The organism is Antarctobacter sp. (genome assembly GCF_048262615.1).
Lineage (GTDB): Bacteria > Pseudomonadota > Alphaproteobacteria > Rhodobacterales > Rhodobacteraceae > Antarctobacter.
In genome coordinates, this window is the sequence record NZ_JBLXFB010000005.1 from 63,762 (window position 1) to 90,461 (window position 26,700).

General features: G+C 64.6%; 25 protein-coding genes. 15 read left to right on the forward strand and 10 right to left on the reverse strand.

Translation table 11 applies throughout. The features are described from left to right. Positions 1-291: 291 nt before the first annotated feature. Positions 292-1,551 carry a glycosyltransferase gene (locus tag ACN0S5_RS07345; RefSeq protein ID WP_417207448.1) on the forward strand — a complete coding sequence of 420 codons (1,260 nt, stop codon included), beginning with the start codon at positions 292-294 and terminating at the stop codon, positions 1,549-1,551. Positions 1,552-1,674: 123 nt separating this feature from the next. Here ACN0S5_RS07345 and ACN0S5_RS07350 read toward each other — a convergent pair whose 3' ends face one another. Then, positions 1,675-2,187, reverse strand: a complete 513-nt coding sequence (locus ACN0S5_RS07350) for a DUF3576 domain-containing protein (protein ID WP_417207450.1) — start codon at positions 2,185-2,187, stop codon at positions 1,675-1,677. 289 nt (positions 2,188-2,476) lie between these two features. Between ACN0S5_RS07350 and ACN0S5_RS07355 the strand changes: the two genes are divergently transcribed. The 8 genes from ACN0S5_RS07355 to ACN0S5_RS07390 all read left to right on the forward strand — a co-directional run bounded on the left by ACN0S5_RS07355 (position 2,477) and on the right by ACN0S5_RS07390 (position 10,394). Beyond that, the gene (locus ACN0S5_RS07355; RefSeq protein WP_417207452.1) at positions 2,477-3,436 is read left to right on the forward strand and encodes a porin; all 960 of its coding nucleotides are present in this window, start codon (positions 2,477-2,479) and stop codon (positions 3,434-3,436) included. 95 nt (positions 3,437-3,531) lie between these two features. Next, a complete protein-coding gene (locus ACN0S5_RS07360; protein WP_417207454.1) occupies positions 3,532-4,992 on the forward strand; it encodes a tetratricopeptide repeat-containing sulfotransferase family protein in 1,461 nt (486 codons plus the stop codon). Beyond that, positions 4,983-5,642, forward strand: coding sequence for a YggS family pyridoxal phosphate-dependent enzyme (locus ACN0S5_RS07365; protein ID WP_417207455.1), 660 nt, complete (start codon positions 4,983-4,985; stop codon positions 5,640-5,642). The genes ACN0S5_RS07360 and ACN0S5_RS07365 overlap by 10 nt, the downstream gene beginning before the upstream one ends. A 114-nt stretch (positions 5,643-5,756) precedes the next feature. Further along, positions 5,757-7,223: a PLP-dependent aminotransferase family protein gene (locus ACN0S5_RS07370; RefSeq protein WP_417207456.1), complete on the forward strand. Its 1,467-nt coding sequence runs from the start codon at positions 5,757-5,759 to the stop codon at positions 7,221-7,223. Positions 7,224-7,271: 48 nt separating this feature from the next. After that, complete coding sequence (locus ACN0S5_RS07375; protein ID WP_417207457.1) at positions 7,272-8,204, forward strand: bifunctional riboflavin kinase/FAD synthetase; 933 nt, start codon at positions 7,272-7,274, stop codon at positions 8,202-8,204. Next, positions 8,201-8,671: a YcgN family cysteine cluster protein gene (locus tag ACN0S5_RS07380; RefSeq protein WP_417207459.1), complete on the forward strand. Its 471-nt coding sequence runs from the start codon at positions 8,201-8,203 to the stop codon at positions 8,669-8,671. Before ACN0S5_RS07375 ends, ACN0S5_RS07380 begins: the two co-directional genes overlap by 4 nt. After that, the gene (locus ACN0S5_RS07385) at positions 8,668-9,735 is read left to right on the forward strand and encodes a threonine aldolase family protein (RefSeq protein WP_417207460.1); all 1,068 of its coding nucleotides are present in this window, start codon (positions 8,668-8,670) and stop codon (positions 9,733-9,735) included. Before ACN0S5_RS07380 ends, ACN0S5_RS07385 begins: the two co-directional genes overlap by 4 nt. 65 nt (positions 9,736-9,800) lie before the next feature. Then, positions 9,801-10,394, forward strand: a complete 594-nt coding sequence (locus tag ACN0S5_RS07390; RefSeq protein ID WP_417207461.1) for a 2-hydroxychromene-2-carboxylate isomerase — start codon at positions 9,801-9,803, stop codon at positions 10,392-10,394. Positions 10,395-10,473: 79 nt separating this feature from the next. On the opposite strand, the gene hspQ is transcribed toward ACN0S5_RS07390, so the two are convergent. Continuing rightward, positions 10,474-10,800, reverse strand: coding sequence for a heat shock protein HspQ (gene hspQ / locus ACN0S5_RS07395; protein ID WP_323769722.1), 327 nt, complete (start codon positions 10,798-10,800; stop codon positions 10,474-10,476). A 247-nt stretch (positions 10,801-11,047) separates the two neighbouring features. Between hspQ and ACN0S5_RS07400 the strand changes: the two genes are divergently transcribed. Further along, on the forward strand, positions 11,048-11,644 hold the full coding sequence (locus tag ACN0S5_RS07400) for a lytic transglycosylase (RefSeq protein ID WP_417207462.1): 597 nt from the start codon (positions 11,048-11,050) through the stop codon (positions 11,642-11,644). A 20-nt stretch (positions 11,645-11,664) separates the two neighbouring features. Here the strand turns inward: ACN0S5_RS07400 and ACN0S5_RS07405 are convergent, their stop codons facing one another. From ACN0S5_RS07405 to ACN0S5_RS07420, 4 genes are all read right to left on the reverse strand, one after another. Beyond that, positions 11,665-12,258 (reverse strand): LolA family protein, encoded by a 594-nt coding sequence (locus ACN0S5_RS07405; RefSeq protein WP_417207463.1) that lies wholly within the window; start codon positions 12,256-12,258, stop codon positions 11,665-11,667. Between the two features lie 243 nt (positions 12,259-12,501). Then, complete coding sequence (locus tag ACN0S5_RS07410; protein WP_417207464.1) at positions 12,502-15,645, reverse strand: DNA translocase FtsK 4TM domain-containing protein; 3,144 nt, start codon at positions 15,643-15,645, stop codon at positions 12,502-12,504. A 22-nt stretch (positions 15,646-15,667) separates the two neighbouring features. Beyond that, a complete protein-coding gene (locus tag ACN0S5_RS07415; protein ID WP_417207668.1) occupies positions 15,668-16,846 on the reverse strand; it encodes an aminotransferase class I/II-fold pyridoxal phosphate-dependent enzyme in 1,179 nt (392 codons plus the stop codon). Between the two features lie 143 nt (positions 16,847-16,989). Further along, complete coding sequence (locus ACN0S5_RS07420) at positions 16,990-18,318, reverse strand: amidase (protein WP_417207466.1); 1,329 nt, start codon at positions 18,316-18,318, stop codon at positions 16,990-16,992. Between the two features lie 47 nt (positions 18,319-18,365). On the opposite strand from ACN0S5_RS07420, the gene ACN0S5_RS07425 reads away from it, so the two are divergent. Next, positions 18,366-19,613, forward strand: a complete 1,248-nt coding sequence (locus tag ACN0S5_RS07425; RefSeq protein ID WP_417207467.1) for a UbiH/UbiF/VisC/COQ6 family ubiquinone biosynthesis hydroxylase — start codon at positions 18,366-18,368, stop codon at positions 19,611-19,613. A 62-nt stretch (positions 19,614-19,675) separates the two neighbouring features. Further along, the gene (locus tag ACN0S5_RS07430; protein ID WP_417207468.1) at positions 19,676-20,428 is read left to right on the forward strand and encodes an SDR family NAD(P)-dependent oxidoreductase; all 753 of its coding nucleotides are present in this window, start codon (positions 19,676-19,678) and stop codon (positions 20,426-20,428) included. A 62-nt stretch (positions 20,429-20,490) separates the two neighbouring features. Here the strand turns inward: ACN0S5_RS07430 and ACN0S5_RS07435 are convergent, their stop codons facing one another. Further along, positions 20,491-22,011, reverse strand: coding sequence for a DUF2125 domain-containing protein (locus ACN0S5_RS07435; RefSeq protein ID WP_417207469.1), 1,521 nt, complete (start codon positions 22,009-22,011; stop codon positions 20,491-20,493). A gap of 153 nt (positions 22,012-22,164) precedes the next feature. Between ACN0S5_RS07435 and ACN0S5_RS07440 the strand changes: the two genes are divergently transcribed. Then, positions 22,165-22,920, forward strand: coding sequence for an SDR family oxidoreductase (locus ACN0S5_RS07440; protein WP_417207669.1), 756 nt, complete (start codon positions 22,165-22,167; stop codon positions 22,918-22,920). Beyond that, positions 22,917-23,525, forward strand: coding sequence for an enoyl-CoA hydratase/isomerase family protein (locus tag ACN0S5_RS07445; RefSeq protein ID WP_417207470.1), 609 nt, complete (start codon positions 22,917-22,919; stop codon positions 23,523-23,525). The genes ACN0S5_RS07440 and ACN0S5_RS07445 overlap by 4 nt, the downstream gene beginning before the upstream one ends. Positions 23,526-23,534: 9 nt before the next feature. On the opposite strand, the gene ACN0S5_RS07450 is transcribed toward ACN0S5_RS07445, so the two are convergent. Beyond that, positions 23,535-23,762 (reverse strand): hypothetical protein, encoded by a 228-nt coding sequence (locus tag ACN0S5_RS07450; protein WP_417207471.1) that lies wholly within the window; start codon positions 23,760-23,762, stop codon positions 23,535-23,537. A gap of 96 nt (positions 23,763-23,858) precedes the next feature. On the opposite strand from ACN0S5_RS07450, the gene ACN0S5_RS07455 reads away from it, so the two are divergent. Next, positions 23,859-24,746 carry a LysR family transcriptional regulator gene (locus tag ACN0S5_RS07455; RefSeq protein ID WP_417207473.1) on the forward strand — a complete coding sequence of 296 codons (888 nt, stop codon included), beginning with the start codon at positions 23,859-23,861 and terminating at the stop codon, positions 24,744-24,746. 93 nt (positions 24,747-24,839) lie between these two features. Here ACN0S5_RS07455 and choV read toward each other — a convergent pair whose 3' ends face one another. Both choV and choW read right to left on the reverse strand, forming a co-directional pair. Further along, positions 24,840-25,841, reverse strand: a complete 1,002-nt coding sequence (gene choV, locus ACN0S5_RS07460) for a choline ABC transporter ATP-binding protein (protein WP_417207474.1) — start codon at positions 25,839-25,841, stop codon at positions 24,840-24,842. After that, a complete protein-coding gene (choW, locus tag ACN0S5_RS07465) occupies positions 25,838-26,671 on the reverse strand; it encodes a choline ABC transporter permease subunit (RefSeq protein WP_417207475.1) in 834 nt (277 codons plus the stop codon). Before choW ends, choV begins: the two co-directional genes overlap by 4 nt. Positions 26,672-26,700 lie beyond the last annotated feature (29 nt).

The following is a 26,700-nucleotide window of genomic DNA, read 5'->3' on the forward strand; positions in this document are numbered from 1 at the left end:
GGGCAAGTCTTCGGGCGGGTGATAGGGCGCGCGGGCGCAATCGTCCAGAGGCTCGGCAGAATCGCCCCCCTGCCCCCGGCCGATGCCACCGGAGGCCCGCGCCCCGCGTATCGCCCCCGGTTTCTTCTCTGTCAAAATACACCCGGGGGAGGCGACCGGAGGGAGCCGGGGGCAGCGCCCCCATTGCCCCCCTACCAATGCCCGCAACCGATTCCCTTTTGCCCCGCAGCGTTTATACTGGCGCCGAGGCACACCAGAACAAGGGGCGGCACGGCTCCGGGGAACGCGCAGATGAAGATCCTTCTGATCCACCAGAACTTTCCGGGGCAATACAAACATCTGGCCCCGGCGCTGGCCGCGCGGGGCCATCAGGTGGTGGCGCTGACCTGCAAGGTGAAAGAGCCGCAGACATGGCAGGGCGTGCGGATCATCCCCTATGAGGTCAAAGGCGCCTCGACCAAGGGCATCCACCCCTGGCTGGCGGATTTCGAGACCAAGATCCTGCGCGCCACCTCCTGTTATCGCGGCGCGGTGTCGCTGAAAGAACAGGGGTTTGAGCCGGATGTGATCTGCGCCCATCACGGCTGGGGCGAAAGCATGTTCCTCAAGGACGTCTGGCCCACCGCGCGGCTGGGCCTGTATTGTGAGCTGTACCACCTGACCACCGAGACCTTCATCAACTTCGACCCCGAGTTTCCCACCAAGAACCCCGCCGGGGACAGGCTGCGAATCCGGATGAAGAACCTCAACAACCGGATGCACGAAGAGGTCATGGACGCGGGCATCTCGCCGACCCGATTTCAGGCGGCGACCTTTCCGGACCGCTGGCAACAGCGGCTGACCGTGGCGCATGACGGCATCGACACCGATCTGGTGCGCCCGAATCCGCAAGCGCAATTGCAGATCGACGAAAACCTGACCCTGACCCGCGACGATGAGGTCATCACCTTCATCAACCGCAATCTGGAGCCCTATCGCGGCTATCACGTGTTCATGCGCGCCCTGCCCGACCTGCTGAAGCAACGCCCGAACGCCCATGTGGTCCTTCTGGGCGGGGACGGCACCTCTTATGGATCGAAACCGCCCAAGGGGCAGTCGTGGAAACAGATCTTCATCGACGAGGTGCGCGGCACTATTCCCACGCCGCACTGGAAGCGGGTGCATTTTCTGGGCCGGGTGCCCTACGACCGGTTTCTGGCGATGTTGCAGGTCAGCCGGGTGCACGTCTATCTGACCTACCCGTTTGTGCTGTCATGGTCGCTGCTGGAGGCGATGAGCGCCGAGGCCGCGATTGTGGCCAGCGACACCGCCCCGGTGCGCGAGGTCATGACCGAGGATGAGACCGGCTGGATGGTGGATTTCTTTGACCGCGCCGCGCTGGTCGACCGGATCGGCGCATTGCTGGACGATGCAGAGACACGGGCGCGTCTGGGGGCCAATGCGCGAGCGCTGGTGCGCGAGAAATACGACCTGCAAAGCGTCTGCCTGCCGCAGCATCTGGACTGGGTGGACCGGCTGGGCGCTATGGCGGCGCGGCCGCCGCACGATTAGGCTCCATCGCTCCGGCCCCCGGCCCCGGCTGTTGTCCGCCCTCCCCTTGGCGCGATAAAAAAGACCGCTTCCGGCGTCGGAAGCGGTCAACGGGTGTAACGCAGGGCTGCCCGTGGGGCAGGTTCAGAATCTGCTGTCTTCCTTGCGCAACTGGCGGGCGCGGGTCAGAATCGCATCCTCGATCGCGCGCACCGTCGCCGGGTCCACCGGACCGGAGCGGGTGTGCAGCGCAATGTTGAGCGAGCGCGCGTCAAGCGCCGGGTCGCTGATCAGGATCGTCGCGCGGTAGGCGCGGCCACCGCCCGGCGGAGTGCCGTAACCGGTGGTGATCACCCCCGAGAACGGGTCGATCGTTTCCACCGGCAGGAAGTCCAGCACATCCAGCGCCGAATTCCACAGATAGCGGTTCACCGCGCCGACACGGCCGGGGTCTTCGCGCTTCTTGAAGATGTCCCAGATCGTGCTTTCCGGCCCTGTATCGCCCTTCTCGGCGTCCAGTTCCTTGAAAATCTCATCGGCAGAGCGGGTCTCGACCGGCTGGCGCGGCTTGCGGTTGCCACCAAAGGTGCCGCAGCCCGAGGTCACAAGCATGATCGCCACCAGAGAGGTGCCAACTAGGATTCGCGACATGGTCATGACAGGCCCTCTTTGCCGAAAACATCGACGCCCTCCATACAAGCGCGCGCGACCTGCGGCAAGCGCGGATCATCGGCGGGTTTTCGCCCAAAATTCGCCGCAAGACGCTGCTATCGCGTATAAAGATAGGGGGCGGCAAATACCCTTGTGGCAATATCGCATCACTGGTGCCCTTGTTGCGAATGACAATTCCCGATGGCTTGCATTGGCCACCTGCCAAAGCGCATAGAAAGTCCATCAAGGCCGGAGCATCGGTCTGGTACGTGCCTTTGAACACATGAGGGAAACAATGAAAAAGATCCTGTTCGCGACCACCGCACTGGTTGCAACCGCAGGCTTCGCCGCGGCCGAAGTCAAGGTCACCGGTAACGCCGAAATGGGTATCATCGATGGTGATCACCTGGCCACCGCTCAGTTCCACACCGACACCGACATCACCTTCACCCTCTCGGGCGAAGCTGACAACGGCCTGACCTTCGGTTCGAAGATCAAGCTGGAAGAAGCTGCCGGCGGTATCGCAACCACCGTTGAAGATGACTTCGCAGTCTTCATCGCATACGGCGGCGCCACCCTGACCATGGGCGACACCGACGGTGCGTTCGACTGGGCCATGAAAGAAGTTGGCATCGGCGGTTCCATCGCTGACGACCACACCACGCACACCGGCTTCAACTTCAACAGCGGCCTCGACGGCACCTTCGACGGTCAGATCGCTCGCTTCGATTACTCCTTCGACGCGTTCTCGTTCGCGATCTCCGCTGAAATCGACGACACCGGCACCTTTGACCCGGTTTGGGGCATCGGCTTCAAATACTCGGGTGAGCTTGCTGGCCTCGACCTCGGCGTTGGCCTTGGTTACCAGTCGGTCGACCTCGGTGGCGCAGACATCGAAGTCATGGGTATCTCGGTTGACACCACGTTCGACAACGGCCTCCAGGCCATTGTGAACTACTCGGAAACCGACGTTGCCGGCACCACCGTTGACCATTGGGGTCTGGGCCTGGGTTACTCCATGAACGCCCTGACCGTTTCGGCCAACTACGGTGAGTACTCCGGCCCCGGCTTCACCAACACCGGTTACGGTGTTGCCGTGAACTATGACCTGGGTGGCGGTCTGGAAGTTCAGTTCGGCTACGGCTCGAGCGACGCAGACATCCCGCTCGCAGTCTTCGGTCTCGGCGACGGCCGCTTCGGCGCAGTTGCTGGTTCCAACGACAGCTACTCGTTTGGTCTGGCAATGTCCTTCTAAGGACACCAAACCAACTGGTTTAGGGAAGAGCGGGCGCTTGCGTCCGCTCTTTTCTTTTGGAACAACGGGCGCACAGCGGACATAAGAGAGCCCCAATGACGCCCCAGCAGATCAAGGCGCAATTCGCCCGCGCGCTGACCCAAATCGAAAAAGGCCAGCTTGGCCCGGCGGAAAGCACCCTGAAAGGGTTGCTGCTGCCCACCAAGGGTGCGGCGGAGATTCATTTCCACCTTGCGCGAATTGCCGAGGCCAAAGGCGATACACCCGCGCAGATCCGGGAACTGGATCGCGCGCTGGAAAAGAAGCCCAACGAAAAGCTTGTTCTCAAGACCGCGATCGAGGCCAATGCCCGGCTGGGCAATTCGGCCCGCGCGCTGGAATGCCATGACCGGCTGATCATGCTGGACCCGAACCAGTTCCAGCCGCGCGCGGAAAAGGCCGTCTATCTTCAACATATCGGTGCATTCGCCAAGGCCGAAGAAATCCTGCGCTTTCTGATCAAACGCGCGCCCAAGGAGGGCGAGACCTACCGCGTCCTGACCGCCGGTCGGAAGATGAAGAAGGACGAGCCGCTGATCGGCCAGATGCAGGCGCTGTGGAAAGACGAGTCGATCTCGGAAATGTCGCGGATGCATCTGGGATACGGTCTGGCGAAGGCGATGGAAGAGACCGGCGCGCCGGACAAGGTGTTTGGCTATCTCGCACCCGCCAACCAATTGCAGCGCAAGATTGCCCCCTTTGACGCGGATGAACGCGATGCCGAGTGGCGGGCTTTCCTGGATGCGCAGGAGACCGACGATTACACCCCTGTCGGACCCGAACAGGCACCGCGCGCGGTTTTTGTCACCGGGATGCCGCGGTCGGGCACAACCCTTGTCGAACAGATCATCGCCAGCCACAGTCAGGCCCATCCGGGCGGCGAGCTGGGCCACGCGCTGAAACAGGCGGTGCTGCACTTTGGCCCCGCGCACAAGATGGCCCCGCTGGCCAAGCTGTCGCCGATGAAACTGGGCCGCTGGGCCGAGACCTATGCCCGGTTGGTGCGCCGTGACACCGGACGCACCACGGGCGTTGTCACCGACAAGTCGATCCAGACGCATATGATCTTTGGCCTTGTGGCACGTGGTCTGCCCGGCGCGCGGATCATTGTCGTCCATCGCGACCCGCGCGATACCGCGCTGTCGATCTACAAGAACCACTTCAAGCTGGGCACCCACCGTTACGCCAACGACCTGGCCGACATCGCTCATGCGATCAAGATGTTCCGCCGCTCGGTCGAGCACTGGAAGGCCCGCCTGCCCGACCGTATCCACGAGGTGCGGTATGACGAACTGGTCAGCGACCCCGAGCCGCAGGCGCGCGCGCTGGTCGCCGCCGCAGGGCTGGAGTGGGAAGAGGCCTGTCTCAACTTCCACACCTCCAAGAAAGATGTGAAAACGCTGAGCCTGACACAGGTGCGCCAGCCGATCCATGCCGGACGGCGGGACGCGTGGAAAACATACGAGGCCGAGCTGGCGCCCTTTATCGAGGCATGGGGAGACGAACCATGGGGTTGAGCGAAATTCAGGCACGGATCGCAAAAGCCTGCGCCGAGGCGGGCCGGTCCACGGATGAGGTGCATCTGATCGCGGTCAGCAAGGTGCAACCGCCAGAGCGGATCGCGGCGGTTCTGGAGCAGGACCACCGCCTGTTCGGTGAGAACCGCGTGCAGGAGGCGGCGGGCAAATGGCCCGATTTCCGGGCACGGTTCGACGGCGTGTCGGTGCATCTGATCGGCCCCTTGCAGACCAACAAGGCGCGGCAAGCCTTTGACCTGTTCGAGGCGATCCATTCAGTGGACCGGCCCAAGCTGGCCAAAACCATCGCGCGGCTGGCGCAGGACGAGGGAGGCTGCCCGGACCTGTTCATTCAGGTGAACACCGGTGAGGAGCCGCAGAAGGCGGGCATTCTGCCGGGCGACGCGGACGCGTTTATCCAAGAGTGTCGCGCGATGGATTTGCCGCTGCGCGGGTTGATGTGCATTCCCCCGGTCGACGAGACGCCCAGCCTGCATTTCGCCCTGCTTGGGAAGATCGCCGCGCGCAACGGGTTGAACGGGCTGTCGATGGGGATGAGCAGCGATTTCGAACAGGCCATCGCTTTTGGCGCGACCCATATCCGCGTCGGATCGGCCATCTTTGGGGAGCGGGTGTCGCCCAGCGGATAGGCAGGACGGGGGCTCTGCCCCCAAACCCCCGGGTGTATTTGGACAAAGAAGAAGCCTGAGGGTCAGCGATAAGTCCAGATTGCGCGGATTTTCGGGCCAGTCTATCCTGCGTCCATGGCCATCCCTGTCGAGACCTTTCATCTGTCGCCCAATGTGCAGGGCACCTTGCAGGCGCGCATTCAGCAGATGGTGGCGGAGGGCATTCTTGCCGGGCGGTTTCGGCGGGGCGAAAAGCTGCCTTCGACGCGCAAGCTGGCGCGGCATCTGGGGGTCAGTCGGATCACCGTGACGCTGGCCTATACCGAGTTGTTGGCCAACGACTTTCTGACCTCGCGCGGGCGGTCGGGGTATTTTGTCAGCGACAACGCGCCGGAGCCGCCGGTGTTCGAGACGCCGCCGGAGCGGGGTGACCGTGTCGACTGGAGCGCGGCTCTGGCGCAGCGGTTCGACGACGGTCAGCCGCTGGGCATGGGCAAGCCCGCCGACTGGACGCGCTATCGCTATCCTTTCATCTACGGGCAGGCGGATCCGACGCTGTTTGACCATGCCAACTGGCGGCTTTGTGCGATGCAGGCGCTGGGGGCGCGGAATTTCGATGCCCTGACGCAGGATCAGTTCGATGCGGATGACCCGGAACTGGTGAGCTTTATCGCGCGCCACACCCTGCCCCGGCGCGGCATCCTTGCGCGGCCCGATGAGATCCTGATCACCATGGGGGCGCAGAACGCGCTGTGGATTGCGGCGCAGGTGCTGGCGGTGGGGCGGCCGGTGGCGGTCGAAGACCCGTGTTATCCGGCGCTGCGGCAGATCCTGCGGCAGGCGGGCAGCCCGTTGCGGCATGTGCCGGTGGATGAGCACGGCTTGCCGCCCGAGCAGGTGCCGGAGGGCACGCGGGTCATTTTCACCACCCCCAGCCACCAGTGCCCGACCTCGGCCACGCTGCCGCTGGCGCGGCGGCGGGCGTTGCTGGCGCGGGCGGCAGAGCTGGGCGCGCTGATCGTCGAGGATGATTACGAGTTCGAGATGTCGTATCTGACGCCGCCCAGTCCGGCGCTCAAGAGCCTCGATGAGGATGGGCGGGTGGTTTATGTCGGCAGCTTTTCCAAGTCGCTGTTTCCGGGGCTGCGGCTGGGTTATCTGGTGGGGGCCGCGCCGTTTATCCGCGAGGCACGCGCGCTGCGGGCCAGCGTGTTGCGGCATCCGCCGGGACATATCCAGCGCACGGCGGCGCAGTTCCTGAGCCTTGGCCATTACGACGCGCTGATCCGGCGCATCGGCAAGGCGCTGGCATCGCGGCGGCAGGTGATGGAGGCGGCGGTGGCCGAGCACGGATTGCGGGTGGCGGGGCGCGGCGCGCATGGCGGGTCGAGCCTGTGGATGCAGGCCCCGGATGGGGTGGATACGGGGGGTCTGGCAGAGCGGTTGCGCGCGGACAGCGTGATGATCGAGCCGGGCAAGGCGTTTTTCTCCGGCGAGGACCCGCCGCGTCAGTTCTACCGGCTGGGCTATAGCTCTATCCCCTCCGGGCGGATCGGTGAGGGCGTCGCGCGGATCGCGGCGGCGCTGGCGCGGCTGTCCTGACCCGGCTTGCGCTTGCGCGCGGTGCCGTGGCCCGGTAACGGAAAGCCCATGCGGATCATTCGAGACTATCAGTACACACGGGCCGAAGACCGGGGCGCCAGCGCCGCCATCGGCAATTTCGACGGCGTCCATCTGGGCCATCAGGCGGTGATTGATCTGGCGCGGCAGGCCGCACCCGGCGCGCCTTTGGGGGTGATGACGTTTGAGCCGCACCCGCGCGAGTATTTCGCCCCCGACGCACCGCCCTTTCGGCTGATGAACTCTGAGGCGCGCGCCGCGCGACTGGAGAAACTGGGGGTCGAGCGGCTGTATCAGCTGAACTTCAACACCGCTTTGGCGTCGCTGACGCCGCGCGACTTTGCCGAGCGGGTGATCTGCAAGGGCTTCGGGCTGGTCAATGTGGTGGTCGGCGCGGATTTCTGTTTCGGCAAATCCCGCGCCGGCAATGTCGAGTCGTTGCAGCGGTATGGCAAAGAGATGGGATTCGGCGTGACGGTGGCGGACTTGCTGGAAACGAACGGTGTGCAGGTCTCATCGACCGCGATCCGCGAGGCGCTGACCGAGGGGCGCCCGCGCGACGCCGCCGCCCTGCTGGGCCATTGGCACCGGATCGAGGGCGAAGTGATCGGCGGCGAGCAGCGCGGCCGCGTGCTGGGCTATCCGACGGCGAACATGTCCATCGACGGGCTGCACCCGCCGCATTTCGGCGTCTATGCCGTGTTGGTCGACGTGCGCGACGGACCGCACAAGGGCAGCTATCACGGCGCGGCCAGCATTGGCGTCCGCCCCATGTTCAACGGCGAGGTCCCCAATATCGAGACCTTCCTGTTCGACTTCACCGGCGATCTGTACGGCGCGACGCTGTCGGTGGGTCTGGTCGACTATCTGCGGCCAGAGCTGAAATTCGACGGGCTGGACGCGCTGATCACCCAGATGGATGCGGATTGCCTGCGCGCCCGCGAGATTCTGGCCGCGCTATGAGCGATCCCATCGACCGCAGCGGCCTGACCCCGCGTTTCTGGGAAAAGAAACGCCTGCGCGACATGAATCCGCGGGAATGGGAGGCGCTGTGCGACGGCTGTGGCAAATGCTGCCTGAACAAACTGGAGGACGAAGAGACCGGCGAAGTCGCCCTGACCCGCGTCGCCTGCCGTCTGTTCGACGATGCCACCTGCCGCTGCGCACAATATGAAATCCGGCACCAGTTTGTGCCGGAATGTATCGTGATGTCGCCATCCAACATTCACAAGCACGTCTACTGGATGCCGGAAACCTGCGCCTACAAGCTGCTGTGGAACGGTGAGCCGCTGTATGACTGGCATCCGCTGATTTCCGGCACCGCGGACTCTGTCCATGCGGCGGGTGTGTCGGTGCAGGGCATGACGGTGCCCGAGTTCGAGATCGACGAAGACGACTGGGAAGATCACATCATCGAGGAGCCGAGATGAACTTTGCATCCGACAATGCCGGGCCGGTCCCGGCGCAGGTGCTGGAGGCTTTGGCCCGTGTGAACACCGGCTACGCGGCCAGCTATGGCGGCGACGCGGTGACGGCAGAGGTGGCCGACCGGGTGCGCGATCTGTTCGAGGCACCAAACGCGGCGGTTTATCTGGTGGCGACGGGAACGGCGGCAAATGCGCTGGCTCTGGCGACGCTGTGCCCGCCGTTCGGGACGATCTTTTGCACGCAGCACGCGCATATCCACGAGGATGAGTGCAACGCGCCCGAGTTCTACACCGGCGGGGCCAAGCTGACGCTGGTGTCCGAGGGGGACGTGATGACGCCCGCTACTCTGCGCACGGCGATCGAGGGTGAAGGCAACCGGGGCGTCCACGGGCCGCAGCGCGGGCCGGTGTCGATCACCAATGTAACCGAGGGCGGCAACGTCTATTCGGTAGATGAGGTGGCGGCGCTGTGCGATGTGGCCAAGGGGTTCGGTCTGCCGGTGCATCTGGACGGCGCGCGGCTGGCCAATGCCTGCGTCACGCTGGGCTGTACGCCCGCCGAAATGACGTGGAAGATCGGCGTCGATATTGCTGTCTTTGGCGGCACCAAGAACGGGTTGATGGACGCCGAGGCGGTGGTGATCTTTGATCCCGACGCGCCTGCCAGCAGCGGCTATTCCCGCGCGCAGGAGTTTGAACTGCGGGTCAAGCGGGCGGGCCATCTGTATTCCAAGCACCGCTATGTGGCGGCGCAGTTTCTGGCCTATCTGGAGGACGACCTGTGGCGCGATCTGGCGACGCGGGCCAATGCGCGCGGCGCGGCGCTGGCCGAGGGGCTGGCGGCGCTGGGGGTCGAAATCCTGAACAAGACCCGCGCCAACATGCTGTTTTTCCGCGCGCCCCGCCGGGTGCATGATGCGGTCAAGGCGGCGGGGGCTGTCTATCACTTCATGGGCAATGCGCCGACTTCCTCAGAGGCTATGACCACCGGGCGGCTGGTGTGCAGCTGGTCCACCACAGAGGCGGATGTGGCGGATTTCCTGAGTGCCGTGAAAGCCGCGCTCTGACGCGGTCTGTTTTGCCGACTCGGCCCTGACACTGTACCCTTGCCCCGAGCGGGCGGGGGGAGCACATGGCCAAGCTGGATTTCTGGTATTCGATCGGCAGCACCTACAGCTATCTGACGGTGATGCGTATGGGCGGTTATGCCCGCGACAACGGGCTGGACGTCACATGGCGGCCGTTCGACGTGCGTCACATCATGGTGGCGCAAAACAACATTCCGTTCCGCGACAAGCCGGTCAAGACCGCCTACATGTGGCGCGATATGGAACGGCGGGCCCAGCTATATGGCCTGCCGATCCGGGTGCCCGCGCCCTATCCCCTGCCGCATCTGCCGCTGGCCAACCGGGTGGCGCTGCTGGGCATGACCGAGGGCTGGGGTGAGGCCTATACGGTGGACACCTACCGACGCTGGTTTCAGGACGGACAGGAAGCAGGCAGCGAGCCGAACCTGAGCGACAGCCTGCGTGCCGTGGGGCAAGACCCTGCGACGGTGCTGGCGCGCGCGCAAGGCAAAGAGATCGGCGACGCGCTGGCGCGGCAAACGGCAACCGCGCAGAAAATCGGCGTCTTCGGCTCTCCCAGTTTTGTTGTCGGGGATGAGGTGTTCTGGGGTGATGACCGGCTGGACGATGCCGCAGACTGGGCGCGGCGGCAGGCGTGAGGACGCGCTGACCGCGCGCGGAAAGCGTGGCCCCAGGTCAGGTCCGGGACAGGGATACCCGCAGCCCCCCTGCCCGGCCTCAGTTCATCTGGAAGTGCAGCTCATACGCGCCGTCCTCGAACGCGCCAAAAAGATCGGGGATGTCGGGGTGATCCACCGGCTCTCCGGAATAGTCGGCAACGAGGTTTTGTTCGGACACATAAGCCACGTAAAAGCTTTGGTCGTTTTCCGCCAGCAGGTGATAAAACGGCTGTTTCTTCGAGGGGCGGCTGTCCTCGGGGATCGACTCATACCATTCGTCGGTGTTCGAGAATTCCGGGTCCACGTCAAAGACCACCCCCCGAAAGGGATGCTTGCGATGGCGGACAACCTGACCAAGGTGATACTTCGCGCGATTGTGCAACATGACAGACCTCTTCATACCCCTTGATACCGTCAACGCCGGGGCGTTGTCCAACTTTCGCCTTAAATTGCCCAGAAACACTCTGTGACTCACACGCCAACAGTGCAGACTGCGGACCTTTACCCCACTCGGCCCCAAGGTGCGAGGCCCGCACAGCGGCGATCTGCGTCTTGAAGGAAATGTGATTCCCTCCTCAGGCGCAATCGGCTAAAATAGCTTTAACAAAAAGACAAAACGAGGCGAGTGGCAAATGAGCAGAGTCCTTCGCGCCTTGGTGATCGTGCTGCTGGCGGCCTCTTGCGGGGGCGGTGGCGGTGGCTCGGGGTCATCACCGCGCAACCTGGACAACGCCTGTTCCATTTTGGAACAGCGACCGGGATATTATCAGGCCTTCCGCAAGACCGAGCGCCGTTGGGGCGTACCGGTGCATGTGCAGATGGCGACCATCTATCAGGAAAGCAAGTTCGACAGCGATGCGCGGACCCCGTTCCAGTACCGTCTGGGCGTGATTCCGGTGGGGCGTCAAAGCTCTGCCTTTGGCTACAGTCAGGCGCTGGACGGCACATGGAAGGAATACCTCGCCGAAGGGGCCCGCCGGGGCGCGCGGCGGGACAATATCCGCGACGCGACCGATTTCATGGGCTGGTACATGAAGAAATCGCATGAGGAGCTGGGCATCCCGATGTCGGACGCGCGGCGGCACTACCTTGCCTATCATGAGGGCCGTTCGGGCTATCGCCGGGGCAGCTACAACGCAAAGTCGTGGCTGCTGCGGGTCTCATCGCAGGTTGGCGAACGGTCGGTTGTGTACCAGCAACAGCTCAAGGGATGCCGGGCCGCCCGCTGAGGCGGCCCAACCAACCGGCGTTACGGCTTCAGCTTGGCCAGTTCGGCGTCGATCGAGAACTGGCTGTTGGGCACGTTGCCCTTTTGCAACCCGCCAAGGATCACCGTGGTCTGAGAGCCATTGCCATCGGTGATCACCCATTGCCGCAGTTCCACCGGCGCGCCGGTAAACTTGAGCTGAATGGTGCCGTATTCGGGGTGGTCCGGGTCCCGCGCCGTCACCGTGGTGGCGGTGCCGTCATAGCCATGTCCCACCACCATGCCCGCGCGGCCAAGGTCGACCTTGCGGTCGAGGATGATCGACAGCGGCGTCTGGCGCAGCGGATAGGTGTCGGGGCGGGCGTTCAGCTTGCGGTCAAGGATATAGACCGCGCCCGCCGTCGCCATGACCAGCGACCGTTCCGGCGGGTTGTAGTCAAAGCGCACCTTGCCGGGGCGCTTGATGGCGATATCCCCGGTCGAAATCGTGCCGTCCGAGTTGATCTGGGTGAATGTCCCGGTCGCCGAGGTGATCCCGTTGAGGTACTTTGACACCTCGTTCAGGGACAGTTGCTGGGCGCTGGCGGGCAGCGCAAACGTCACCAGCGTGACAAGGGCGAGTAGCGTGCGGATCATGGTCTTCCTTCCTGCTCGTTTGGTGCGTTTGTCGCATGAAGCCTGCGGTCATGCGATAGCAGCCCTGTTCAGCCCGATATCGTCAGCCATTCGCCGCCAATCAACCCCATGATGGAATTCAGCGGGTCAATGCCCATGACCACATGAGCGCCTGCCCCGGTTGGGCCGCCGTCGCAACCGGCACGGCAAAAGGCCGCCCCGGCGGAAGGGCGGCCTTTTGGAAAGCTGGTCGAGGTGCCGGACTTATTGCTGCTCGGGCACCAGAATCTCACGCTTGCCGACGTGGTTCGCAGAAGAGACGACCATCTCGTCCTCCATCTGTTCGACCAGCCGCGCGGCCTTGTTATAGCCGATGCCCAGCTTGCGCTGGATGTAGGAGGTCGAGCATTTGCGGTCCTTGATGACAATCGCCACCGCCTGATCGTACAGCGCATCCTCGCCGCCGGTATTGCCGCCGGTGTTGAGCCCCAGAACCGCGTCGATATCGTCGGCCTTTTCGTCGTCAGGCCCCTGCACCACGCCGCCGACATAGTCCGGCGGTCCGAAGGCCTTGAGGTGGTTGACGATCTCCTCGACCTCTTCGTCGCTGACGAACGGCCCGTGGCAGCGGGTGATCTTGGCCCCGCCCGCCATATACAGCATGTCGCCCATGCCCAGCAGTTGCTCTGCGCCCATTTCGCCAAGGATGGTGCGACTGTCGATCTTGGACGTCACCTGAAAGGAAATCCGGGTGGGGAAGTTCGCCTTGATCGTGCCGGTGATCACGTCGACCGAGGGACGCTGCGTGGCCATGATCAGGTGGATTCCGCTGGCCCGCGCCATCTGCGCCAGACGTTGAATACAGGCCTCGATCTCTTTGCCCGCGACCATCATCAGGTCGGCCATCTCGTCGACGATGACGACGATGTAGGGCATTTTCCTGGGTTCGAATTCCTCTGTCTCGAACACCGGCTCTCCGGTGTCGTCGTCAAAGCCGGTCTGCACCGTGCGGCTGAACATCTCCCCCTTGGACTGCGCGTCCTCGACCCGGCCATTGTAGCCGTCGATGTTGCGCACCCCCATCTTGGACATCTTGCGATAGCGGTCTTCCATCTCGCCCACGACCCATTTCAGGGCGACAACCGCCTTTTTCGGGTCGGTCACAACAGGCGACAGCAGGTGCGGGATGCCGTCATAAACGCTGAGTTCCAGCATCTTGGGGTCGATCATCACCATGCGCAGGTCTTCGGGGGACAGTTTGTAGAGCAGCGACAGGATCATGGTGTTGATCGCCACCGACTTGCCCGAGCCGGTGGTCCCGGCAATCAGCAGGTGAGGCATCTTGGCAAGGTTGGCCACAACCGGCGCGCCGCCGATGTCCTTGCCCAGCGCCAGCGGCAGCTTGTGCTTGCCGTCGCCGTAGTCGCGCCCGGCGAGGATTTCGCGGAACGACACCATCTCGCGATTGTCGTTCGGCAGTTCGATGCCGATCACGCTGCGGCCCGGCACGGTAGACACGCGGGCGGACAGCGCCGACATGGAGCGCGCGATATCATCGGCAAGGCCGATGACGCGCGACGCCTTGAGACCCGGCGCGGGTTCCAGTTCATACATGGTGACAACCGGGCCGGGGCGAACAGAGACGATCTCCCCCTTGACGCCATAGTCGTCCAGCACGGTTTCCAGCATCCGGGCGTTTTCCTCCAGCGCCTCGTCGCTGAGAACGTGACGCTCGATCTTGTCGGGCGACATCAGCAGCGACAGCGGCGGCAGTTCGTAGTCCGGCGTATTGTCGTCAAAGCTAAGCGAGGGCTGCGCCTCTGCCTGCGCGCGTTTGGACGGCAGGATCGGCTTGCGGATCGGCTGTTGCACAACCTTTTTGGGTTCCGGCAGCGGCACGGCGGCGCGCGCCTGCACCGGCTGCGGGGCCGGTTCGGGGCGGTAATCGTCGGTCAGGATCTCGGCGTCGTCCTCGTCGCCGTAGTCGTCGAAATCGCTGAGGTCGGAATAGAGAGTGGCGTCGACCTCCGGGTCGACCTCGGGCACGCGGGGCAGGACGCGGGGGGCGGCCTGCGGCGCGGGGTCGGCCAGCATCTCTGCCTCGGGCTCATGGACATCCCAATCCGGGTCGGTCAGCGTCTCGGACAGCGGCTGCGGCGACGGGGCGGCGGCGGTCAGCGGCGGCACCGCGGGCATTGCCCGCGCCGAAGCGGTCAGCGGCGGTTCGGGCGGCAAAGCCGCCACGCGCGGCGTATCGCGGAACACGATGGGCTGCGGGCCATGCCCCCTGCCCCGCGTCAGCGGCTTGGTCTCGGCGATATTGGGGGTCGGGCGGCCGGGCAGAACGGTGTGGCGGGATCTCACCGCTTTGGCGATCTTGGCACGGATGCGGTCCTCTCCGGGCACTTCGACATCGTGGTCGATCTGGCGGTCGACCAGTTCCGGCTCTGGCATCGGGCCCGGTTCGGACCGGCGGATCATGCGCGACAGAAAGCCGGGTTTCTCCGGCTGCGGCGCGGGGGCGAGTTCGATCAGGTCCTCATCCGCGTCATAAAGGTCGGCCTCGGGAGAGGGCGGCACGCCCATGTCGGCCCGCAGCACGCGCGCCGCAGAGGGCATGGCAGCGGGGGCCGGTTCGGCATAGGTTTCGGCGGCGGCGGCCACGGCAACAGCCTCTGCCGCACGGCGCTCTGCCTTGGCGGCGCGGCGGTCAGCGGATGCGGCCTGCAAACGCTGCGCAGCGCCCACAGCGCCATTGGCCCCAAGACCCAGCAGCCGCACCACCGTGGCGTAGACCATGACAAGGCTGACAATCAGGAACCGCGCGATGCGTTTCAGCTCGGCCCGCGTAAAGCCCAGCACAAAGGCCCCCAGCACGATGATCCCCGCGCCAAGGCCCAGTTGCACAACCTTGAGCCCGATTGCGGGCGCGACCGGCAGCACGTTCAGGACAGAGCCCATCATCATGTCGCCAAACAGCCCGCCCAGACCAAAGTGATGCGTCCATCCGGTGGTTTCCGGCAGGCCCGAGGCATAGACCGCCGACAGCGCCACGAAGATCGGCGAGAAGATCAGGCAGGTGAAGGCGCGGCCATTGCCCTGATGCAGCGCCATGCGTGCGCCCCAGACGATCAGCACCGTCGCCAGCGACCACGCCCCCAGCCCGATGATCATGAACAGCGGCGCGGCCACATAGGCCCCCAGACGGCCCATCCAGTTCTGCACCGGCGCGTCCGTTGCCGACAGCCACGACGGGTCCTCCGGCGTGTAAGAGGCAATCATGGCACCCACCATCAGCCCCAGCGCGATCAGCGCCAGCCCGATCAGTTCGCGGCCCCGCTTTTCCAGCGTGGCGGCCGTATTGGTGTCGAACAGAGGATCGCGTCCCCGTGCCTGAAAAGTTGCCATCGTCGCCTCGTCGGTCTTGTTATTATACAAACAGGCAGTCCCGGATTCGGGTCAGCCCGTCTTTGGTTTCGTCGTAGGGCGCCACCAGCGCCACGCGGATATACCCCTGCCCCGGATTTCCGCCGTCGGTGTCGCGCGACAGATAGGCGCCGGGCAGCACCCGGACGCCGGTCTGTGTCCACAGCTTCAGCGCCGCCGCCTCACCGTCCTGAACCGGCAGCCAGAGGAACATGCCCGCCTGTGGCGACATGTACCCCGGCACATGGCCCAGAACCTCATCCGCCAGCGCGTATTTCTGCACCCAGAGCGCGCGATTCTCGCGCACGTGGTCCTCATCGGTCCAGAGCGCCTCTGACACCCGCTGCAACGGCAGCGGCACCGGCGCGCCCGAATAGGCGCGCAACTGGCGCAAACGGGCGATGCTGTCGGGTCCACCGGCCACAAAGCCCGAGCGCAGACCGGGCAGATTGGAGCGTTTCGACAGCGAATGCAAGGAGATGACCCGCTCAGGGTTTGCGCCCATCGCGGCGGCAACCTCCAGCGCGCCGGTGGGCGGTGTCTGGCGGTAAAGCTCTGAATAGCATTCGTCGGCGACGATCTGGAAGTCATGTTTTTCGGCCAGCGTGATCAGGTCGCGCCAATACGCCTCGGAGGCCATGACCCCCTGCGGGTTCGCGGGCGAACAGATGTAACACAGCGCCGCGCGGTCCAGCACATCCGTGGGCAATCCGGCATAATCCGGCAGGTGGCCGGTTTCGGCGGTGGCCGGGGCAAAGACTGGCTCTGCCGCCACCGAAATCGCCGAGATCATGTAGACCTGATAAAACGGGTTCGGCATCAGCACGGTCGGGCGCTGGCCGTTCTTGCGCTCGGGACAGAGCGCCATGCCGGTGTTGTACAGCCCCTCACGGGTGCCGTTCAGCGACATGATCTGCGTGTCAGGGTCCATCGTCACGCCATAACGGCGGTTCAGCCAGCCCGCGATGGCGGCGCGCAGTTCCGGCGTGCCCTCGTTCGGTGGGTAGCGGCCAAATTCAGCCGCGTGATCGGTGATGATTTGCGTGATCCACGGCGGAAAGGCGTGTTTCGGCTCTCCGATGGACATGTGCAGCACCGGACCGCCGGGTTCTTGCGAATCCAGAAGGGCCCGCAGACGCGGGAACGCATAGGCCGGTAGGTTCGAAAACCGTTCGGGGAACATCTGCCAGTACTGCCTCAAGGTATGCGGGATCATTGCGTGCCCCGCGTTTGTCCGCAGGATACGGAAAAACAGGGGGTTCTGTCCAGAATCAAGGACCTGCCAAAGGGCGATGTGACGTGAAAGCCGCAGTCCGCCGGGTTTTGTCAGGCCAGAGCGGCCTCTGCGGCGGCGGCCAGCCGCAGCAACCGGTGTTCACCCATCGGTGTGCCCATCAGCGAGATGCCACAGGACGGCGTGCCCGTGGGCAGGGTTATGATGGCCCCGCCCAGCAGGTTGCCGATCCGGGTATTGCGCAGGGTGCGCAGGTTGGCCTGCACATAGGTGTCGCCCAGTTCCATCAGCGTCTCGACCTTTTCCGGCAGGTTGGGGGCTGTCGGGCACAGGACGGCGTCAAAGCCTGCGGTCGCCTTGACCCAGTCGGCGCGCATGGCGCGGATGCGCTGCCAGGCGGCGATGAAATCGGCGGCGCTGTGGGCGGCCCCGGCCTCAAACCGCTCGCGGATGGGGGCGAACATGACGTCGGGCTGTGCGGTGATGGTGTCGCGCCATGTGGCCCAGGCCTCGGCGGTGTACAACATGCCCGAATCCGCGTGGGGCCGGGCGATCTGTGGGAAATCAATCGGTTCGATGATGGCCCCGGCGGCGCGCAGCCGGTCCAGCGATTGCGCATAGGCGCGGGCGGGGGCCTCATCCAGGTCGTCCATGACAATGGTCTGAAGCGCCGCAAATCGACGGCCTTTCAGGGTGGCATTGGTCAGGTCGGGCGCGGGTGCCCCTTCGAGCGCGGAGAGCATCAGCGCCGCGTCCTCGACCGTGCGGCACAGCGGGCCGACGGTGTCAAAGCGGGCAATCAGCGGCACCACCCCCGACAGGCTGAGCAGCCCGGAGGTGGTTTTCAACCCGACAAGGTCATTCCAGCAGGCGGGCAGACGCACGGACCCGCCCGTGTCAGAGCCGACACCGGCGGGGGCGAGACGAAAGGCGACAGAGGCGGCCGCACCGGAGGACGATCCGCCGGCGACGGCCTCGGGGTCGTTCACGCAGGGGGCGGTGGCGGTGACCGGGTTCAGGCCCAGACCGGAAAAGGCCAGTTCGGACATATGGGTCTTGCCCAGACAGACCAGCCCGTTCTGGGTCGCGTTGCGCAGCACCTCTGCGTCGCGGTCGGGGATGCGGCCCGCCAGCAGGCCAGAGCCCGCCTCTGTCACAATCCCGGCGGTGTCATAGAGGTCTTTCCAGCTGATCGGCACACCGTCCAGCGGATGACAGCGCAGGCCCAGATCGGCGCGGGTCTTGGCGGCTTTCGCCTCTGCCAGCGCCCGGTCGGGGGTGATCCGCGCGTAAATCCGGTCCCGCATGGGGTGCGCGTTGATCTCATTGAGGAAATCCTCGGCCAATGTGACCGGGTCGATCTCACCCTTGGCGATGCCGCGCCCAAGGTCGGCGGCGGTTTGGTCGGTCACTTTGGTCATGGTGCGGTCCCCTCGTGTCTGGCGCGACGGTAGCGGCAGGCGGGCGCATGGACAATCCCGCGCGGGCGGCCATATTGCGCCTCATGGAACATGACCTGATCATTGTCGGCGGTGGCCTGAACGGACCCGCCCTTGCGCTGGCCGCCGCACAGGCGGGGCTGACCTCTTGTGTGGTGGACGCGCTGCCGCTGGCCACGCGGCAGGACGCAGAGTTTGACGGGCGCTCTTACGCGCTGGCGCGGTCGTCGCAGCGGATGCTGGACCGGCTGGACCTGTGGGAGGCGCTGCGGGATCACGCGCAGCCGATGGCCCAGATCAAGGTGTCGGACGGGCGTGTGGGCGATGCCGGGGTCTTCCTTGGCCTGCATTTCGACAGTGCCGAGATCGAAGACGGCCCGATGGGGTTCATGGTTGAGGACAGGTATTTGCGGCGCGTGCTGCTGGCGGCGCTGGACGGGTCCGACCTGATCACGCAACGGGCCGAGGCGATGGTGGTCGCACAAGAGACGCGGCCCGAGGGCGCGTCGGTCACGCTGGCGGACGGTGAGCGTCTCACTGGCCGGTTGCTGGTGGGCGCGGACGGACAGAAAAGCGGTGTCGCCACCCGCGCGGGCATCCGGCGGATGGGCTGGGGCTATGGGCAGGTGGCGCTGGTCTGCGCCATTGCCCATGAGCAACCGCATGGCGGTGTCGCGCATCAGTTGTTCCTGCCCGCCGGGCCGCTGGCGATCCTGCCGCTGACGGGCAACCGCTCGTCCATTGTCTGGAGCGAGCGGGACGGGCGCGCGCAGGCGATCAACGCGCTGCCCGATGCGGAATACCTACAGGTCCTGCGGCCCCGCTTTGGCGATTTTCTGGGTGAGATTTCCTTGGCGGGGGCGCGCTATACCTATCCTTTGAGCCTGTCGCTGGCGCGGGCCTTTACCGCCGAACGGGTGGCGCTGGTTGGCGATGCGGCGCACCGGATGCACCCGATTGCCGGTCAGGGGTTAAACGCGGGGCTGCGCGACGTGGCGGCGCTGGCGCATGTGATCACACATGCCGCGCGGCGGGGCGAGGATTTTGCCTCTCCGGGTGTGCTGAGCCGGTATGCGCAGTGGCGGCGGTTTGACACCGCATCGCTGGCCACCTCGACCGACCTGTTCAACCGGCTGTTTTCGAACGACAACCCCCTGCTCCGGCTGGGCCGCGACCTTGGCATGGCGGCGATCAACGCTGCCCCCGGATTGCGCCGCAGCTTTATCCGCGAAGCGGCGGGGCTGACCGGCGACCTGCCCGACCTGATGCGCGCCTGAGGGGGCTTTCCCCCGCTGCGGGCGGTGCCTAAGCTGCGCCGCAACGAATGGGGAGAACATCTATGGACAAGAAATGCGCAATCGTCACCGGGGCCGCGCGCGGCATCGGGCTGGCCACGGCGGACCTGTTTCTGGAAAACGGCTGGTGCGTGGCGATGCTGGACCGCGACGGTGAGGAACTGCTGAAGCAGACGGCCAAGCGGGAAAACGTGCTGGCGCTGGTGCGCGACGTGTCGAACCCGCAGGACGTGAACGCGGCGATGCGCGAAACCCACGGCTGGGCCGGGCGCATCGACGCGCTGATCAACAACGCGGGCGTGGCAGAGTTCGGCCCCATCGAAGACTGCGATTTCGAAATGTGGCGGCGGGTGATGGAAACCAACCTTGATGGCGTTTTCCTGTGTTCACAGGCAGTTACGCCGCATCTGAAGGAAACGCATGGGGCGATTGTCAATATCGCCTCGATCAGCGGCTTGCGCGCCTCGACGCTGCGGGTGGCCTATGGCACATCCAAGGCGGCGGTGATCCAGTTGACCAAACAGCACGCCGCGGAACTGGGGGAATACGGTATCCGGGTGAACTGTGTGGCCCCCGGTCCGGTCAAGACCAAGCTGTCGATGGCGGTGCACAGCCCTGAAATCATTCAGTCCTATCACGATTCCATTCCACTGAACCGCTACGGGTCAGAGCGCGAACTGGCCGAGGTGATCGTCTTTCTGGCATCAGAGAAGGCGTCTTATGTCAGCGGTCAGATCGTCGCCGTGGATGGCGGGTTTGAATCGACGGGTGTGGGTCTGCCTGCGCTGCGCAGCTAGACCGTGCGGCACGAAAAAGGGCGGGGTTTCCCCCGCCCTTCTGTCCGTCCGGATCAGGCGCGTTACTGGATGCGCTGACCGTTGGCGAGGACGTGGCCCTCTTCGTTGATCTCGATGGTCGAGGTCATGGTGTCAGGCTCTTCGCCCGGCACGGTGAACATCGACAGCATCATGCGAAAGCCCATCGCATCCTGTTCCGGCAGCAGACCCATCGAAATCAGGCTGTCGATCAGCGTGTTTGCCCCCGAAACCTGGAGGTCAAGCTGACCCATGGGGCGCGGCAACCCGTCAAAGGTTTCCAGATCGCTGTTGTCAAAGGTGAAGGCACCCGATCCAAGGATCACGCCGCCAACCACGTCGATGACAAAATCGCTGAGGGTGACAGAGTTCAGCTCACCGGGCATACCGCCGGTGCGGCCAAGTTCCTCTACCGCATCGGTGTCGAACAGGCTGACGAAGGGCGTAACCTGCGCGTCGAGGTTGAAGGCGACGGTGGCGGGATCGCGCGGCAGAACCTCTGCGGGATCAAAGATGTTCCACAGCATGTCCGCCATGGTGAAATTGCCGATCACCACCGACAGGGACGCATCCTGCGGTGTCTCGGACGGGGCAAGCGGCATTTCCAGCGCAAAGCCGAACTCACCCAGTTCCGCGTTGATCGGCAACGGCAATTCCGGCCCCGAAAGCGCGACAGTCTGGCCGGTGCCCGAGAGGGCATAGGTCAGCGCCGTCTCAGAGACGGCAACGGCAAATTCACCGCCGGTCGATGTGAACTGACCCGCGGTCGGGCCGTCACCTTCGTCAAAGGTGAACTGCGTGGCGCCGCCACTGTGCTTGAGCACCGCATCGACCGAACCACCGTTCTTGAACATCGAGGCCGGGTCTTCGTAGTCCAGTTCTTCTGGCAGGACGGTGGCACCCGTCCCTGTGATGCCGGTGAGTTGCATGTTGAACATGCCGCCCTCGTCGCCATCGGGGTCTTTGAAGACCATGTCGATTGCAAGATCGCCCAGTGACTGCTCTTGCTCGATCGAGCGCATGCCGTCCGCCTGCATGACATGCGAGGTGCCCGAGAGCGGCCCCATGGTCATGGTCGCGCTCAGCATGTCGCGGGTGATTTCCTCACCGTCGCCGAAGGCGCGAATCAATTCCAGCGCGATGCTGTCACCGCTGTAGGTGTAGGTCATGTCGCCGGGGTTGCCCGAGACGTTCATGGCAAACGCGGCTTGCGTCATCTCGATGACCACTTCGCCGACGGTCTCTTCGCGCTCGACAAAGAACAGCTCGATCTGGCTGACATCGGGATAGGTGACGTTCACCGACCCGTCGCCGGCATCGGCAAAGGTCATCGGCGGCATCACCACACGGACAACGCCGTCTTCCTCGGGGATGGTCACGACCATGGTCATGTCGGACACCACCAGATCAGAGCCTTCCATCACCTCGGTCGCGGTGATGTCGTACCCAAAGTTGCTCATGTAGGCGTCGAAGTCGTCCCAGACCTGCTGCGGCGTGACATCAGCCAAAGCCGGTCCGGCCATGGCAACGATAGCCAGCGCCGAGGCTGTAACGTAGCGATTCATAATTTTTCCTCTCTGTCGGTGCAAACGAATGTTAGCAGTCTCAAGGGCTTCCCAAGCGCGGTCAAGGGACTGGATTCCATACTATTGAGCGATTACGAAAGTGGCGAGACGCCATTTGTGGCGCAATCCAAGATTTATCCGAAAGGCCCCGGCATGAACGGAGAACTACAGGACAAGACTGTTATGATCACCGGCGCAAGCCGGGGCATCGGGGCAGAAGCGGCGCGGGCCTTTGCCGCCAAGGGTGCCAAGGTGGCGCTGGTGGCGCGCTCGGCCGAGGCGATTGCCGATCTGGCGGGGGAGATCGGGCCGCAGGCGGTGGCGATTCCCTGCGATATCGCGCGTTACTGGGAGGTCGAAAAGGCGGTGGCCAACTGCGTCGCCGCCCACGGCAGTCTGGACATTCTGATCAACAATGCAGGCGTGATCGAACCCGTGGCCCGCATGGCGGAGGTCGACCCCAAGGCCTGGGGTGAAGTGATCGACATCAACCTCAAGGGGGTGTTTCACGGCATGCGCGCGGCGCTGCCGGTGATGCTGGAGGCCGGTGGCGGCACGGTGCTGACCATCGGTTCGGGGGCGGCGCATGGCCCGGTCGAGGGCTGGTCGCACTATTGTTCGTCCAAGGCGGGGGCGCTGATGCTGACCCGGATGCTGGACAAGGAATACAGCCAACAGGGTATCCGCGCGCTGTCGCTGTCGCCCGGTACGGTGGCCACCCAGATGCAGCGCGAAATCAAGGCGAGCGGAATCAACCCGGTGAGCCAGCTGGACTGGTCCGACCATATCCCGCCGGAATGGGTGGCAAAGGCATTGGTCTGGATGTGTTCCGACGCGGCAGAGGCCTACCGTGGCGGCGAAATCTCGTTGCGCGATGAGGGCGTGCGCGCGGCGGTCGGGCTGGCATGATCCGGCTGGACAAGGACGACGGTCTGTGGATCGTCACGATTGACCGGCCCGACAAGGCCAATTCCCTGACCGCGGCGATGCTGGAGGATCTGTGCCGGATTGCCGAGGACGCGCTGACCGGCGCGCGCGGTCTGGTGCTGACCGGCGCGGGCAAGGTGTTCTCTGCCGGGGCCGATCTGGACGCCGCGCGGGCGGGGCTGGCGGTCTCGCCGCTGTGGGAACGGTTGTCGGGCGCGATTGCCCGCCACCCCGGACTGACCCTCTGCGCGATGAACGGCACGGTCGCGGGGGGCGCGATGGGGATGGCGCTGGCCTGCGACCTGCGGATCTCGGTTCCCGGCGCCAAGGTGTTTTATCCGGTGATGAAGCTGGGCTTTCTGCCGCAGCCCTCGGACCCGGTGCGGCTTGCCGCCCTTGTGGGGCCGTCACGGGCCAAGATGATCCTGATGGCGGGCCAGAAGATCCCGGTGGACGAGGCCCTGAACTGGGGGCTGGTCGACCGGATCGTAAATAGCGACCTGCTGGATGAGGCCCGCGCGCTGGCCGCCGATACGCTGGCGGCGGAGGCCGGTCATGCCCGGTCGATCAAGGGCTTGATCGGGTAACGCGCGCGGTCAGAATCGGCGGCTGTACATATGCATCATGCTGTGCACATCCGCCTCACTGGCAAAGGCATCCGGGCAGTTGCCGATCATGTCTTGCAGGAACGCCCGGCGGGCGCGGTCCTCGTCCGCGCTGTCCGGTGTGATGGCATGGTCAAGCAGGCGACCAAATAAGCGACCCAGTGCGGCCAGCGGGCGGATCTTTGGGGCGGCGGCGGGGATGTTGTCAAGCAAGGCCATGTCTGTCTCCTGAGCTGGGTGTTGAGCGACTGCAGACAGGGTACGCCGCGCCGGGACACGCTGGTATCCGGCCCGGCGTTGTGCTGTTCTACATAAATGAAGAACGGGTTTCGCAACTGGTCTGACGTGCGGATCTTTCTCGCGGTGATGCGCGAGGGCTCGACCCTTGCGGCCTCGCACAGGCTGGAGATGTCGCAACCCACCGTGGCCCGGCGCATCGAGACGCTGGAGCATGATCTGGGGCTGGTGCTGTTTGACCGGGACACCCGCGGGTATCACCCCACCGGGGCCGCCCGCGACCTGGTGCCGATGGCAGAGGCGATGGAGGCCGCCGCCGACGCGCTGTGCGGCAAGGTTGCGGAATTGACGGCGGTCCGCACGATCCGGATCACCGCCGTCAACCGGAATTTCTCCGCGCGGGCCATGGCGATTTTTGACGGTTTTGCCGAAACGCATCCGGAGATCGGTTTCGAGTTCCTGCCAGACGTCGTACCGCTGGACCTGATCGCCGGTGAGGCGGATATCGCCCTGCGGCTGACACGTAACCCGGTGAACCCGGACCTGATCTGCCGTTACATAAGCACCGCTCAGTTCACGCTCTACGGCTCGGACAGCTACGCCCAGAAAAACGGCCTGCCCCGGTGCGTCGAAGACATGACCAGGCACCGCTTCATCAGTTTCTTGCGGCCGGGCGTGCCCGCGGCTTTGCACGAATGGTTGTTGCGTCACGTGGCAGAAGACCGGATCGTACAGGTCTTTTCCGATATCGACCTGATGCAGGCCGCCGTCGCCTCGGGCCGCGGCTTGGGTGTGTTGAACCTTCGCATGGCAAGTGACACGCCCGGCATTTTGCCCTGTTTCGACCCGATCCCGGAACTAGATGTGCAGCACCTGATGCTGATTTCGCCCGAGGCCTATCGACGGCGCGAGGTGAAGAGTTTTGTCACCTATTTCGCGCCGCGCTATGCCGCCCTTTACCGGTGACGGCGGGGGCGCTGCGCCCGTCGCCCGGCGGGAGGCTCCCCCGAGGGATTTGTCGCCCCATCGATAGCCGGGCGCGGACCGGTGAGCCGACGCTTATCCGGCCAACCGGCGGACGATGCTGTCCGAGGTGACCCGGCCAAGCGACGCGCCGTCCTCCGTCACGGTCAGCGGCCCGGCCTTGAGCCGGGGCAGCAGGTCACGGATCGGGGTTTCCGGCGGCACCTCTGCGCCGCCCTCCCCCGGTTCCATCACGTCGCGCGCGGTCAGCACGCCCAGCGGGTTCATGTTGGCGACGAAATCGGCCACGTAGTCGGACACGGGGGCCGAGAAAATCTCACGCGGGGTGCCGGTCTGGACGATGCGCCCGCCCTCCATGATGGCGATGCGGTTGCCCAGCTTGAACGCTTCGTCGAGATCGTGGCTGACAAAGAGGATGGTGCGTTTCAGTTCGCGTTGCAGGTCAAGCAATTCGTCCTGCAACCGCGTGCGGATCAGCGGATCGAGCGCCGAGAACGGCTCATCCATCAACAGGATCGGGGCCTCTGTGGCAAAGGCGCGGGCAAGGCCGACGCGCTGCTGCATCCCGCCTGACAGCTCGCTGACCTTGCGGTCACCCCAGTCGGACAAACCGACAAGCGCCAGTTGGCGTGTCACCGTCTCGGCGCGCTGCGCGCCCGCCTGCCCGGCCAACTCCAACCCGAAACCGACATTTTCCGCCACGGTGCGCCAAGGCAGCAGGCCGAATTGCTGGAACACCATCGCGACATGGCCTTGCCGGACCCGGCGCAGGGCGCTTGCGGAACAATTGGTGACCTCTGTCACTTCGTCACCACAGGTCACCCGCACGGAGCCACGGCTGACCGCATTCAGCCCGTTGACCGCGCGCAGCAGCGTGGATTTTCCGGACCCCGACAGGCCCATGAGCACCACGATCTCACCCTCTGCCACGTCGAGCGAACAGTCATGCGCCCCCAGCACCTGGCCGGTTTCGGCCTGAATCTCGGCCCGGCTCCTGCCCTGATCCGCGAGTGGCAGGGCACGATCGGGGTGATCGCCAAAGATGATCGAGACGTTTTCGAAAGACACGGCTGTCATTTGCCACCCACCCTCAGCGCACGGTCCAACATGATGGCGACGACGACGATGATCAGCCCCGCCTCAAACCCCAGCCCGGTATCGACGCGGTTCAGCGCGCGCACCACCGGCACGCCCAGCCCATCCGCGCCGACCAGCGCGGCGATCACCACCATCGACAGCGACAGCATGATGGTCTGGTTCAGCCCGGCCATGATCTGCGGCAGCGCCGAAGGCAGTTCGATCTTCCACAACTTTTGCCGCGGTGTCGCGCCAAAGGCATCGGCCGCCTCCAGCAGCGCCTTGGGGGTTGAGGCAATGCCCAGATGGGTCAACCGGATCGGGGCAGGCACCACAAAGATCACCGTGGCAATCAGACCCGGCACCATGCCGATACCGAAAAACACGATGGCCGGGATCAGGTAGACAAAGGTCGGCAACGTCTGCATCAGGTCCAGAACCGGGCGCATGAACCGGTAGATACCCGGGTTGTGTGCCGCGTAGATGCCGATGGGAACGCCAACACCCATGCAGACCACGCAGGCGGACAGCACCAGTGTCAGGCTTTCGGTGGTTTCCTCCCAGTATCCCTGATTGAGGATGAAGAGAAAGCCGACAAAGACCAGCGCCGCCACCTGCCAGCGCCGGTGCACGGCAAAGGTGGCCGCCGTCAGCACCAGCACCACGATCAGCGGATGCGGCTCTTGCAGGACCCAGAGGATCGCGTCGATCAGCGCCTCCATCGCGACGGCCAAACCGTCAAAGAACCAGCCTCCGTTTTTTTGCAGCCAGTCGAAAACCGCCTCTGCGGCGTCTCCGACAGGTATCTTGTGCTCTGTCAGCCAGTTCACCAACCCATCCCCCTTGTTTTCCCATTCAT

Excerpts from the sequence above, each read along its gene's own strand:
- ACN0S5_RS07345 (WP_417207448.1), top strand. The coding sequence starts at position 292 with ATGAAGATCCTTCTGATCCACCAGAACTTTCCGGGGCAATACAAACAT.
- ACN0S5_RS07350 (WP_417207450.1), bottom strand. The coding sequence starts at position 2,187 with ATGACCATGTCGCGAATCCTAGTTGGCACCTCTCTGGTGGCGATCATG.
- ACN0S5_RS07355 (WP_417207452.1), top strand. The coding sequence starts at position 2,477 with ATGAAAAAGATCCTGTTCGCGACCACCGCACTGGTTGCAACCGCAGGC.
- ACN0S5_RS07360 (WP_417207454.1), top strand. The coding sequence starts at position 3,532 with ATGACGCCCCAGCAGATCAAGGCGCAATTCGCCCGCGCGCTGACCCAA.
- ACN0S5_RS07365 (WP_417207455.1), top strand. The coding sequence starts at position 4,983 with ATGGGGTTGAGCGAAATTCAGGCACGGATCGCAAAAGCCTGCGCCGAG.
- ACN0S5_RS07370 (WP_417207456.1), top strand. The coding sequence starts at position 5,757 with ATGGCCATCCCTGTCGAGACCTTTCATCTGTCGCCCAATGTGCAGGGC.
- ACN0S5_RS07375 (WP_417207457.1), top strand. The coding sequence starts at position 7,272 with ATGCGGATCATTCGAGACTATCAGTACACACGGGCCGAAGACCGGGGC.
- ACN0S5_RS07380 (WP_417207459.1), top strand. The coding sequence starts at position 8,201 with ATGAGCGATCCCATCGACCGCAGCGGCCTGACCCCGCGTTTCTGGGAA.
- ACN0S5_RS07385 (WP_417207460.1), top strand. The coding sequence starts at position 8,668 with ATGAACTTTGCATCCGACAATGCCGGGCCGGTCCCGGCGCAGGTGCTG.
- ACN0S5_RS07390 (WP_417207461.1), top strand. The coding sequence starts at position 9,801 with ATGGCCAAGCTGGATTTCTGGTATTCGATCGGCAGCACCTACAGCTAT.
- hspQ (WP_323769722.1), bottom strand. The coding sequence starts at position 10,800 with ATGTTGCACAATCGCGCGAAGTATCACCTTGGTCAGGTTGTCCGCCAT.
- ACN0S5_RS07400 (WP_417207462.1), top strand. The coding sequence starts at position 11,048 with ATGAGCAGAGTCCTTCGCGCCTTGGTGATCGTGCTGCTGGCGGCCTCT.
- ACN0S5_RS07405 (WP_417207463.1), bottom strand. The coding sequence starts at position 12,258 with ATGATCCGCACGCTACTCGCCCTTGTCACGCTGGTGACGTTTGCGCTG.
- ACN0S5_RS07410 (WP_417207464.1), bottom strand. The coding sequence starts at position 15,645 with ATGGCAACTTTTCAGGCACGGGGACGCGATCCTCTGTTCGACACCAAT.
- ACN0S5_RS07415 (WP_417207668.1), bottom strand. The coding sequence starts at position 16,846 with ATGTTCCCCGAACGGTTTTCGAACCTACCGGCCTATGCGTTCCCGCGT.
- ACN0S5_RS07420 (WP_417207466.1), bottom strand. The coding sequence starts at position 18,318 with ATGACCAAAGTGACCGACCAAACCGCCGCCGACCTTGGGCGCGGCATC.
- ACN0S5_RS07425 (WP_417207467.1), top strand. The coding sequence starts at position 18,366 with ATGGACAATCCCGCGCGGGCGGCCATATTGCGCCTCATGGAACATGAC.
- ACN0S5_RS07430 (WP_417207468.1), top strand. The coding sequence starts at position 19,676 with ATGGACAAGAAATGCGCAATCGTCACCGGGGCCGCGCGCGGCATCGGG.
- ACN0S5_RS07435 (WP_417207469.1), bottom strand. The coding sequence starts at position 22,011 with ATGAATCGCTACGTTACAGCCTCGGCGCTGGCTATCGTTGCCATGGCC.
- ACN0S5_RS07440 (WP_417207669.1), top strand. The coding sequence starts at position 22,165 with ATGAACGGAGAACTACAGGACAAGACTGTTATGATCACCGGCGCAAGC.
- ACN0S5_RS07445 (WP_417207470.1), top strand. The coding sequence starts at position 22,917 with ATGATCCGGCTGGACAAGGACGACGGTCTGTGGATCGTCACGATTGAC.
- ACN0S5_RS07450 (WP_417207471.1), bottom strand. The coding sequence starts at position 23,762 with ATGGCCTTGCTTGACAACATCCCCGCCGCCGCCCCAAAGATCCGCCCG.
- ACN0S5_RS07455 (WP_417207473.1), top strand. The coding sequence starts at position 23,859 with ATGAAGAACGGGTTTCGCAACTGGTCTGACGTGCGGATCTTTCTCGCG.
- choV (WP_417207474.1), bottom strand. The coding sequence starts at position 25,841 with ATGACAGCCGTGTCTTTCGAAAACGTCTCGATCATCTTTGGCGATCAC.